Origin of the sequence: Nocardioides terrae, assembly GCF_900112345.1 — a bacterium.
Classification (GTDB): Bacteria; Actinomycetota; Actinomycetes; order Propionibacteriales; family Nocardioidaceae; genus Nocardioides; species Nocardioides terrae.
Genome location: NZ_FOLB01000003.1, coordinates 339035 through 347877, shown reverse-complemented (window position 1 = coordinate 347877; position 8843 = coordinate 339035). Strand labels below are relative to the sequence as shown.

General features: G+C 70.3%; 9 protein-coding genes. 6 read left to right on the top strand and 3 right to left on the bottom strand.

Translation table 11 applies throughout. The annotated features are described in order from the left end of the window. On the top strand, positions 1–338 hold a 338-nt coding region (locus BM236_RS06395), incomplete at its 5' end, for an integrase core domain-containing protein (protein WP_139230042.1). Here BM236_RS06395 and BM236_RS06390 read toward each other — a convergent pair. From BM236_RS06390 to BM236_RS06380, 3 genes are all read right to left on the bottom strand, one after another. Next, a complete protein-coding gene (locus tag BM236_RS06390; RefSeq protein ID WP_217645246.1) occupies positions 335–1207 on the bottom strand; it encodes a serine protein kinase RIO in 873 nt (290 codons plus the stop codon). The two genes, BM236_RS06395 and BM236_RS06390, sit on opposite strands and share 4 nt — an antisense overlap. Positions 1208–1358: 151 nt before the next feature. After that, positions 1359–2738, bottom strand: coding sequence for an NAD(P)/FAD-dependent oxidoreductase (locus BM236_RS06385; RefSeq protein ID WP_091121581.1), 1380 nt, complete (start codon positions 2736–2738; stop codon positions 1359–1361). Then, complete coding sequence (locus BM236_RS06380; RefSeq protein ID WP_091121489.1) at positions 2735–3208, bottom strand: Lrp/AsnC family transcriptional regulator; 474 nt, start codon at positions 3206–3208, stop codon at positions 2735–2737. Before BM236_RS06380 ends, BM236_RS06385 begins: the two co-directional genes overlap by 4 nt. Before the next feature lie 229 nt (positions 3209–3437). Between BM236_RS06380 and BM236_RS06375 the strand changes: the two genes are divergently transcribed. The 5 genes from BM236_RS06375 to BM236_RS06355 are packed head-to-tail and all read left to right on the top strand — an operon-like array spanning position 3438 to position 8814. After that, positions 3438–4580, top strand: coding sequence for a polyamine ABC transporter substrate-binding protein (locus BM236_RS06375; RefSeq protein ID WP_245750173.1), 1143 nt, complete (start codon positions 3438–3440; stop codon positions 4578–4580). Then, positions 4573–5724 carry an ABC transporter ATP-binding protein gene (locus BM236_RS06370; protein WP_245750172.1) on the top strand — a complete coding sequence of 384 codons (1152 nt, stop codon included), beginning with the start codon at positions 4573–4575 and terminating at the stop codon, positions 5722–5724. The genes BM236_RS06375 and BM236_RS06370 overlap by 8 nt, the downstream gene beginning before the upstream one ends. Continuing rightward, on the top strand, positions 5724–6629 hold the full coding sequence (locus BM236_RS06365) for an ABC transporter permease (protein ID WP_091121484.1): 906 nt from the start codon (positions 5724–5726) through the stop codon (positions 6627–6629). Before BM236_RS06370 ends, BM236_RS06365 begins: the two co-directional genes overlap by 1 nt. Beyond that, positions 6626–7429 carry an ABC transporter permease gene (locus BM236_RS06360; RefSeq protein WP_091121481.1) on the top strand — a complete coding sequence of 268 codons (804 nt, stop codon included), beginning with the start codon at positions 6626–6628 and terminating at the stop codon, positions 7427–7429. Before BM236_RS06365 ends, BM236_RS06360 begins: the two co-directional genes overlap by 4 nt. Then, positions 7429–8814 carry an NAD(P)/FAD-dependent oxidoreductase gene (locus BM236_RS06355; protein ID WP_091121480.1) on the top strand — a complete coding sequence of 462 codons (1386 nt, stop codon included), beginning with the start codon at positions 7429–7431 and terminating at the stop codon, positions 8812–8814. Before BM236_RS06360 ends, BM236_RS06355 begins: the two co-directional genes overlap by 1 nt. Positions 8815–8843: the final 29 nt, after the last annotated feature.

The window sequence follows — 8843 nt, the reverse complement described above, 5'->3', positions numbered from 1 at the left end:
TGGCGTGGTTCGCCGAACGTGGCGTCACCGTCCAGCGTGTTCTCAGCGACAACGGCAGCTGCTACCGCTCCTACCTATGGCGCGACACCTGCGCCGAGCTCGGCATCACGCCCAAGCGCACCCGGCCCTACCGGCCCCAGACCAACGGCAAGATCGAGCGCTTCCACCGCACTCTGGCCGAGGGCTGGGCGTTCAAGAAGTTCTACAACTCCGAATCAGCCCGACTCGCGGCCCTGCCAGGATGGGTCCACCAGTACAACCACCACCGGCCCCACTCAGCAATCGGCAAGCAAGCACCCATCACCAGGTTGGACAACCTGGCTGGGCATCACAACTAGAACGCCACCGCCATCAGCTCCCCGAACAGCGCCTGCTCGTCCGTCAGCCGCGGGTCCAGCCCGCGGGCGGCGAACCACCGGCACATGTTCGTGCAGTCGCGCAGCAGGAACTCGGCGCCCGCCGGGTTGGCCACCAGGTCGACCATCTGCGGCAGGTCGATGACGACGAGCCGGTCGCCCACGGCCAGGATGTTGTACGGCGACAGGTCGCCGTGCACCAGCCCCTGCTCGGTCAGGGTGAGGAGGACGGCGCGGAGCTGCTCGAAGTAGTCCGCGAGCAGGGTGGCCTCCGGGCGGGTCTGGGCGAGCCGCGGCGCCGTCTCGCCGTCCACCTCGATCCACTCCATGAGGATCTCGGTGCCGTCGACCTGGACGGGGTAGGGGACCGGCAGCCCGAGCTCGTGGCAGCGCACCAGGGCCTCCCACTCGGCGCGCGCCCACTGGCCGGCGGCGACCGACCTGCCGTAGTCGGTCTTGTTGGCCATGGCGCGGGCGTCGCGCGAGTTCCGCGTGCGGCGGCCCTCGGTGTAGCTGGCCGAGCGGTGGAAGGTGCGGTGCTCCTCGCCGCGGTAGCGCTTGGCCACCATGACGCAGGAGTCGCCGAGCCGGTCCGATCCCGGCACGGCCCGCTCGAGCAGGAAGGCGTCGGCCTCCTTGCCGGTCTTGAGGATGCCGAGCTCGGTGTCGATGGCGGCCTGGGAGGTCACCACCCAGTCCGGGCGCGGCTCCGGTCCGCGGCAGAGCGGCTCGACGGCGAGCCAGGTCGACCAGCGCGAGCCGGGGTCGAGCTCGTCGTCGCCGTCGAAGGCGACGAAGTCGAAGGTGAAGCGTGGGTCAAGCGTGACGTCGGATGACAGATCGGAAGACAACGGTGCTCCGGTGAGGGTGAGAGGGATGGCGGGTGGGCAGGCCGACAACGACAGTCGTCACGGTTCCTCGCCTCCTCTCGGTCATCACCGGGCACAGCGCCCGATCGCCGACATCGTCCCGGGGCACCCACCGGCCGCGCAACCGGTTTTCTCAGTGGCCGCCGAGCAGCGGGGCCATCGCCCGCGCGGCCAGCGACGGCCGACCGGTGACGCGCTCCTCGGCGTCGGCGACGGTCATCGCCCGCAGGCCGGCGTTGATGCCGAGCCAGCGCAGCGGCTCGGGCTCCCAGGCCGGCGAGCGGTGACCGACCCAGGGGAGCGCGGTGAGGTCGGAGGAGTGCCCCAGCACCAGGTCCCGCAGCGTCCGGCCGGCCAGGTTGGTGGTGGTGACCCCGTCGCCGACGTACCCGCCCGCCCAGCCGAGCCCCGTCGCTGCGTCCAGCCCGACGGAGGCGCACCAGTCCCGGGGGATCCCGAGCGCCCCGCCCCAGGAGTGGGTCACCTTCGTGCGGGCGAGGACGGGGAACATCTCCAGCAGCGCCGACCACAGGCTCGCGAAGACGTGATCGTCGCGGTCGTTCGCGGGGTCGATCCGGGAGCCGAAGTGGTACGGCGCCCCGCGGCCACCGAAGACGAGCCGGTCGTCCGCGGTGCGCTGGCCGTAGACGATGAGGTTGCGGTGGTCGCTGAACGTCTCGCGCCGCGCCAGCCCGATCTCCGACCAGACCGACTCGGGCAGGGGAGCGGTCGCGATGATGAGCGAGTAGACGGGCACGACGGCCCGCTCGAGCCCGCGGAGGCCGGGTGTGTAGCCCTCCGTCGCGCGCACCACCACGTCGGCGCTCACCGTGCCCCGCGGCGTGAGGACGCGGTGCGGTTCGATCGCGGTGACCGGGGTCTGCTCGTGGATCGTGACGCCGCGGCCCTCGACCGCCCGGGCCAGCCCGCGCACCAGCTTCGCGGGGTGGATCGCCGCGCAGTCGGGGGTGTAGGTCGCGCCGAGCGTCCCGGTCGCGTTGAGGACCGCCCGCGCCTCCGCCTCGTCCAGCAGCCGTACGTCGTCCTCGCCACGCCCCCACGAGCGGGCGTCGTCGACCTCGGCGCGGGCACGGGCGAGCTGCGGGCTGCTGCGGGCGAGCACGACGGTGCCGCCCTTTGCGATGTCGGCGTCGATCCCCTCGGCGCTCGCCGCCCGGATCACCTCGTCGACGCTCTCCCGCATCGCCCGGTGCTGGGCGAGCGCGCCCTCCCGCGACCCGAGTGCGGCGAGGGCGCCCAGCGACGCGGGGAAGAGCGCCGAGGCCCAGCCGCCGTTGCGCCCCGACGCCCCGAAGCCGGCGACCTCCTTCTCGACGACCGCGATCCGGAGGTCGGGTCGCGCCTCGGCCAGGTAGTAGGCGGTCCACAGACCGGTGAAGCCGGCGCCGACCACCGCCACGTCGACCGCCAGATCCCCGGCCAGCGGCGGCCGGGGCGTCCACGGATCGCCGGCCGTGGCATGCCAGAGCGAGAGGTCGGCGTACGAGCTCACCGCACGCCCCACGAGTAGGTCTGCTTCTGCAGCCGCAGGTACATGAACGTCTCGGTCGCGACGACGCCCGGGATGGCGCGGATGCTGTCCGAGATCAGCTCGAGCAGGTGCTCGTCGCTCTCGGCGACGACCTCGGCGAGCAGGTCGTAGGAGCCCGCGGTGATGACGACGTAGTCGACCTCCTCAAGCGCGCTCAGCGCGTCGGCGACCGGGTCGAGCGGCCCGGACACCCTGATGCCGACCATGGCCTGCCGGGCGAAGCCGAGCTCGAGGGGGTCGGTGACGGCGACGACCTGCATCACTCCGGAGTCGATCAGCCGCTGGACCCGCTGGCGGACGGCGGCCTCGGAGAGTCCGACGACCTTCCCGATCGCGGCGTACGAGCGGCGGCCGTCCTGCTGGAGCTGCTCGATGATCGCCTTCGAGACCTCGTCGAGGGTCACCGGCTGCTTGGTGCGGGTGCGGGTCATGGGCGTCAGTGTCCCGGCTCGTCCTGCCAGTGGTCAAAGGTTCCGCCGCGTGTGGCTGAGGTTTTCGGTGGTCCGGCACCGGTCAGGCGACGTAGTTCGTTGCAATCTCGTTTCCAGGCCACGGATTCCCTTGTGGCGCACCCGGCGATCGTGCCACGATCCGGGCACCCGGATCGCCGGGGTGGGAAGGAGGTGCGCCGTGGCCGGACCTGGCCTGAGCCGCCGAAGTGTGTTGAGGGGTGCCGGCGCGGGTGCGTTCGGCCTGGCCAGCATCGCCGTTCTGCCGTTGTTCTCCACGCGCGACCTGAAGCAGGACCCGGCGGCGTGTCGCGCGACCGACCGGTCGGCGACCGACAAGCGGCTGGTGGTCTCGAACTGGCCGGCCTACATCGACGAGGACGACCCGGACAACGACTACACCTCGACGCTGACGGACTTCCAGAAGGAGTTCGGCATCGACGTCAGCTATGTCGCCGACGTCAACGACAACGTCGAGTTCTTCGGCAAGGTCAAGAACCAGCTCGGCGCCTGCGCGCCGACCAAGCGGGACATGTTCATGCTGACGGACTGGATGGCCGCGCGGATGATCCAGATGGGCTGGATCCAGAAGCTCGACAAGTCGAAGGTCCCGAACCTCGACAAGAACCTCATCTCGTCGCTGCAGGGCGTGGGATGGGACCCGAACCGCGACTACTCCGCGCCGTGGCAGAGCGGCTTCACCGGCATCGCCTACAACAAGTCGCTGGTCAAGGAAGTCCGGACCATGGACGAGCTGCTCACCCGCGACGACCTGCGCGGGAAGGTCACGATGTTGACCGAGATGCGCGACACGATGGGGCTGATGCTGCTCTCCGGTGGCAAGGACCCGAGCAAGTTCAGCAGCGACGACTGGGCCGGCGCGATCGACAAGATCAGCGCCGCGCGGCGGCGCGGGCAGATCCGCGCGTTCACGGGCAACGAGTACCTCAACGACCTCTCCGCCGGCAACATCGCGGCCTGCGTCGCCTGGTCGGGCGACATCGCGGCCGCCGAGGACGAGAACCTCGTGTTCGTCCGGCCCGAGGAGGGCCTGATGATCTGGTCGGACAACATGATCGTGCCCAACCTCGCCTCCCACCAGGCCAACGCGGAGAAGTGGATCGACTACTACTACGACCCCGCGGTCGCGGCGAAGCTCGCGGCGTACGTCTGGTACGTCTGCCCCGTCGACGGTGCGCAGGCCGAGATGGAGAAGGTCGACCCGACGCTGGTCGACAACCCGCTCATCTTCCCGAGCGAGGACTACCTCAAGGCGACCCACGTCTTCATGGCGCTCGAGGAGGCCACGATGCGGCAGTACGAAGGAGATTTCAACGATGTCATCAGTGGCTGACGCCCCGGCCGGCGGGCGCGACCTGTGCCTGACCGGGCTGCGCAAGGAGTACCCGAACGGCTTCGTGGCGGTGCAGTCGCTCGACCTGGAGATCCCCCGGGGCAGCTTCTTCGCCCTGCTCGGGCCGTCCGGCTGCGGCAAGACGACGACGCTGCGCATGGTCGCCGGCCTCGAGACGGTGACCGCCGGGTCGATCACCATCGGCGACCAGGACATCACGCACGAGAAGCCCTACCGGCGGCCGGTCAACACGGTCTTCCAGAACTACGCGCTCTTCCCGCACCTCAGCATCTCCGAGAACGTCGCCTTCGGGATGCGCCGCCGTGGCGTGAAGGACGTGAAGGGCCCGGTCGCCGACATCCTCGAGCTCACCGAGCTGACCGAGCAGGCGAACAAGCGCCCGGCCCAGCTCTCGGGCGGTCAGCAGCAGCGTGTCGCACTCGCCCGGGCGCTCATCAACCGGCCGGAGGTCCTGCTCCTCGACGAGCCGCTCGGCGCCCTCGACCTCAAGCTGCGGCGGGCGATGCAGCTCGAGCTCAAGCGGATCCAGACCGAGGTCGGCCTCACCTTCGTGCACGTCACGCACGACCAGGAGGAGGCGATGACGATGGCGGACACGATCGCGGTGATGAACGCCGGCGTCATCGAGCAGCTCGGCAGCCCGACCGAGCTCTACGAGAACCCGGCGACCACGTTCGTCGCGAACTTCCTCGGCCAGTCCAACCTCATCGGCGGCAGCGTCGTGGGCGTGGAGGGCGGTGCTGATGGGCAGGTCAAGGTCGACATGGAGGGCACGGTCGTCTCGATCCCGGTCGAGCGCGCCCACACCGCCAACACGGTCGGCACCAAGGGGTGGGTCGGGGTCCGGCCGGAGAAGGTCCTCATCGCGCCCGCCGGTGAGCCCATCGACGCACCGGGCAACCACATGACCGGCGCCGTCATCGTCGACTCGAGCTTCATCGGCGTCTCGACGCAGTACGTCGTCAGGATGCCGTGGGGCCGGGAGATGCTCGCCTTCGAGCAGAACACCGGCGCCCGTGGCGTCCTCGCCCCCGGGACGAAGGTCGACGTCTCCTGGCGCCCCGAGTTCGCCTTCCTCCTCGACTCCAGCCAGGACATCGACGCGGGGCTGGGAGAGGCCTGATGGTCGCCCTGACCCCGGAGACGGATCCGACGCCCGACGCGGTGGCCGGCGGGCCGCGCCAGCGGCGCAAGCTGACCGGCTACTGGCTGATCCTGCCCACGGCGGTCTGGCTCGGCCTGTTCTTCGTGGTGCCGTTCTACTCGCTGCTCGCCACGTCGCTGTTCGACCCGGACGGCTCGGTGCTGACCGGCTACGACGTCACCTACCACTTCGCCAACTTCGGCCACGCGCTCAGCGAGTACTGGCAGCCGATGGTGCGGTCCCTCTGGTACGCCGCCCTGGCGACCGCGTTCTGCCTCGTGCTCGGCTACGTCCTCGCCTACGCGATCGCGTTCAGGGCCGGGCGCTGGAAGAACCTCATGCTGGTGCTGGTGGTGGCGCCGTTCTTCACCAGCTTCCTCATCCGGACACTGTCCTGGAAGCTGATCCTCGGCGACAACGGGTGGGTGGTGGACGCGCTGCAGACCGTGCACATCCTCGGGTCCGACAACCGCCTGCTCGCGACCCCGATCGCGGTCGTGGCCGGCCTGACCTACAACTTCCTGCCGTTCATGGTGCTGCCCCTCTACGCCTCGCTGGAGAAGATCGACGGTCGGCTGATCGAGGCCGCGAGCGACCTCTACGCCTCGCCGTCCCGCGCGTTCTTCAAGGTGACCTGGCCGCTGTCGCTGCCGGGCGTCGTCGGCGGCACGCTGCTCACCTTCATCCCGGCCACGGGCGACTTCATCAACGCCTCCCTGCTCGGGAGCCCCAACCAGCGCATGGTCGGCAACGTGATCCAGGACCTGTTCACCACCACGGGCGACTACGCGAGGGCCGGCGCTCTCTCGGTGATCCTGATGCTGATCATCCTGGTGCTGGTGCTGTTCTACATCCGCAAGGCCGGGACGGAGGAGCTGCTGTGAGCTTCGTACGCCGCAACCTCGTGCTGCTCCTCGGGCTGCTCGTGCTGGTCTACATGTACATCCCCAACGTCATCGTCGCGCTGATGTCGTTCAACGACAGCAGCCACGCCCGCAACCTCTACCGGTTCCAGTCCTTCACGTGGGACAACTGGCTGCATCCCTGCCGGCCGGACGGGATGTGCGCTGCGGTCGGGAAGAGCGTCGAGATCGGCCTGCTGGCCACGCTGGTCGCGACCGTGCTCGGCACGCTGGCCGCGTTCGCGCTGGTGCGCCACCGGTTCCATGGACGCGGGTCGATGAACATCGTGCTGTTCCTGCCGATGGCCTCCCCCGAGATCGTGATGGGCTCGTCCCTGCTCGCGCTGTTCGTGGCGACCGGCTTCGGCGGTCGGCTCGGCTTCTGGACGATCCTCATCGCGCACGTGATGTTCTGCCTGTCGTTCGTCGTCATCACCGTGCGGTCGCGGCTGGCCGGTCTGGACGCCAACCTCGAGCAGGCGGCGATGGACCTCTACGCGACGGAGTTCCAGACGTTCTGGCGGGTCACCTTCCCGCTCGTCTTCCCCGGCATCCTCGGAGCAGCGCTGCTCGCCTTCAGCCTGTCCTTCGACGACTTCATCATCACCAACCTCAACGCCGGCCAGACGGTCACGTTCCCCATGTTCGTCTGGGGCGCCGCGCAGCGCGGTGTGCCGATGCAGGTCAACGTCGTGGGCACGGTGATGTTCCTGATCGCCATCGCCGTGGTCGTCAGCGGCGAGGTCCTCTCCCGGCGACGCGCCAAGGGGCTCGTCGCCTGATGCACCCGGCCCTGGCGGAGGCCGAGCCGACGGCGTACTGGCTCGACGACCCGACCCGGCCCGAGCCGCTCCCGCCCCTGGCGGGAGCGGCCGAGGCCGACCTCGTGGTCGTCGGCGGTGGCTACACCGGGCTGTGGACCGCGCTGCTCGCGCGGGAGCGGTTCCCGTCCCGGTCGGTGCTCGTGCTCGAGGCGGGCCGGTGCGGCGGCGAGGCGAGCGGGCGCAACGGCGGCTTCGCCTCGGCGAGCCTCACGCACGGCTTCGGCAACGGGCTGGCGCGCTGGCCCGACGAGCTCGAGACGCTCGACCGGCTCGGCGCGGAGAACCTCGCCGCGATCGGGGAGACCGTCGCCCGGTTCGGGATCGACTGCGACTGGCGCCTGACCGGCGAGCTGTCGGTGGCGACCCGGCCGCACCAGGTCGACGAGCTCGCCGAGCTGTCGGGACAGATGCGGGAGCGGGGCGTCGGGCACTCCCTCCTCGATGCCGTCGGCGTGCGCGCGCTGCTCGACTCCCCGACGTACGTCGGCGGGCTGCTCGAGCCGCACGGCACCGCGCTCGTCGAGCCGGCAAGGCTCGCGTGGGGCTTGCGGCAGGCGTGCCTGGACGCCGGCGTCGTCATCCACGAGAGCACTCGGGTGACCTCGCTCGACCGCGGCTCGACGGGGCTGCGCGTCGCGACGGACAGGGGATGGGTCCGGGCGGGGCAGGTGGCGCTGGCGACCAACGCCTTCCCCCCGCTGCTGCGGCGGCTCTCGCTGATGACCGTGCCCGTCTACGACTACGTGCTCATGACCGAGCCGCTCTCCGAGGCCCAGATGGCGTCGATCGGCTGGTCGGGCCGGGAGGGTGTGGGGGACTCCGCCAACCAGTTCCACTACTACCGGCTCACCCGCGACAACCGGATCCTGTGGGGCGGCTACGACGCGGTCTACCACTACGGCTCGCGGATCTCGCTCTCGCTCGAGTCCGGTCCGACCCACGACCGGCTGGCCCGGCACTTCTTCGAGACCTTCCCGCAGCTCGAGGGGGTGCGCTTCACGCACCGCTGGGCGGGCGTCATCGACACCTGCACCCGCTTCTCCGCCTTCTTCGGCACCGCCCTGGGCGGCGACGCGGCCTACGCGCTCGGGTACACGGGCCTCGGCGTGGCGGCGACGCGCTTCGGCGCCCAAGTGATGCTCGACCTGCTCCGGGGCGAGTCCACCGAGCGGACCGGTTTGGCCATGGTGCGGCGGAAGCCGCTGCCCTTCCCGCCCGAGCCCCTGCGCTGGGCCGGCATTCGCATGACCACGCGCTCACTCGCCCGCGCCGACGCCAACCACGGCCGCCGCAACCTCTGGCTCCGCACCCTCGACCGCGCGGGCCTGGGCTTCGACTCCTGACGCCGAGTCGGCAGAAGTTCGTGATGCTG

What these genes read in the sequence shown, in the direction of transcription:
- BM236_RS06355 (WP_091121480.1), top strand. Translation starts at nt 7,429, where the DNA reads ATGCACCCGGCCCTGGCGGAGGCCGAGCCGACGGCGTACTGGCTCGAC.
- BM236_RS06365 (WP_091121484.1), top strand. Translation starts at nt 5,724, where the DNA reads ATGGTCGCCCTGACCCCGGAGACGGATCCGACGCCCGACGCGGTGGCC.
- BM236_RS06380 (WP_091121489.1), bottom strand. Translation starts at nt 3,208, where the DNA reads ATGACCCGCACCCGCACCAAGCAGCCGGTGACCCTCGACGAGGTCTCG.